This window comes from Acidovorax sp. KPB24-07, assembly GCF_057543315.1.
The window spans coordinates 1-1,452 of record NZ_BAAJYS010000626.1; the positions used below are offsets into that span (position 1 = coordinate 1).

Here is a 1,452-nt window from a genome sequence, read left to right on the forward strand (position 1 = left end):
GCCTCGCCATGGCAGGGCGGCAGCCCGCGGCATCGGAGGGCGCCGCGGTGTGCAGGGTGTGCGCCGGGGGCGTGTCGGATCGCGGTTCGGCCGCTGCATGGGCCGAATGCACCGCCGTGCCCACCGCTGGCAGCATGCCGGCCGCCATGGCATTGCCCGCCAGGCCCCGAAGGGCCATGAGCACGATGAGAAAGAGGAACATGCCGCGGCGCATAGGCGGGAATGATAGCCCCGCGCTGCGGGAGTTCCGGGCGGAGCCTGCGCCGGCTACATGGCCATGTAGCGGCCCGGGCGGTGGTTCATCGCCACGACCAGGTTGAGCGCCACGGCGCCCGCGATGGACCAGAGCACGCGCATCGGGTCCACCGTGAACAGCGCCAGCAGCACGATGCAGCAGTCCACCGCCATCTGGACCTTGCCCGCACGCCAGCCGTAGCGGTCCTGCAGGTACAGCGCCAGGATGCCTATGCCGCCCAGGCTGCACCGGTGGCGGAACAGCACCAGAAAGCCCGTGCCCGTGATGAGCCCGCCCGCCACCGCGGCATAGAGCGGCTGCAGCGCGACGAATTCCATCAGGCCCGGCTGGGCCTCGGTCAGCACCGACAGCAGCACCATGGCCACGAAGGTCTTCAGGGTGAAGCTGCGCCCCATCTTGCGCCAGGCCAGCCAGTAGAACGGCAGGTTGAGCAGGAAGAAGAGCTTGCCGAAGCCCATGTCGGTCGCGTAGTGCAGCAGAAAGGCCAGCCCCGCCGTGCCGCCCGTGAGCAGGCCGGCGCTGCCGAAAAATCCCACGCCCACCGAAATGAGCAGCACACCCGTGAACAGGGCGGCGGTGTCTTCGGTGGCGGTGTGGGGAACCATGGTCGGCGGGGATGTCGGGGTGGGCGGGGCGGGGGGGCTCATGCGGGAAGAGAAGGCGGCGTGGCCGGGGACCGGGGGCCGTTCGAGTGGCTGGCGGCCCGGTACCGGTGAAATGGGGCGGATTCTAGGGGGTGTCGAACCCATGATTACCCCACGGGCCGCCTGCGCCCGCACGCGAATGTGCGAAGCGCGACGTTCAAATAGCGAAAGCCGGCAAGGCCACGGGCCGGTCCCTCCCCGTGCCGGCCGGTGGCGCGCCGCAACTTCAGCAAAAACCGGCCGGTGCCGGGATTTCGATTGTGCCGGGCGCTATTTTTTTGATAGCGATTCGCTGCGCAGCATGCGCAGGCCGTTCGCCACCACCAGCAGGCTGGCGCCCATGTCCGCGAACACGGCCATCCACATGGTGGCGTGCCCGGCCAGCGCCAGGCCGAAGAACACCGCCTTGATGCCCAGTGCCAGCACGATGTTCTGCATCAGCACGGCATGCGTGCGGCGCGACAGGCGCACGGTCTCGGCCACGCGGCGCAGGTCGTCGTTCATGATGACCACGTCGGCCGTCTCCATCGCCACGTCGGTGCCGGCGCCGCC

The 1,452-nt window shown here is 69.5% G+C and carries 1 protein-coding gene and 2 pseudogenes; all 3 read right to left on the bottom strand.

The annotated features are described in order from the left end of the window. A pseudogene (locus AC27IQ_RS24500) lies at nucleotides 1-202 on the bottom strand (hypothetical protein); the annotation flags it as partial. 65 nt (nucleotides 203-267) lie between these two features. After that, complete coding sequence (locus AC27IQ_RS24505) at nucleotides 268-903, bottom strand: YitT family protein (RefSeq protein WP_487091136.1); 636 nt, start codon at nucleotides 901-903, stop codon at nucleotides 268-270. 267 nt (nucleotides 904-1,170) lie between these two features. Then, nucleotides 1,171-1,452 (bottom strand): annotated as a pseudogene (locus tag AC27IQ_RS24510) (heavy metal translocating P-type ATPase); the annotation flags it as partial.

Coding starts and splice junctions, on each gene's coding strand:
- AC27IQ_RS24505 (WP_487091136.1), bottom strand. CDS start 903: ATGAGCCCCCCCGCCCCGCCCACCCCGACATCCCCGCCGACCATGGTT.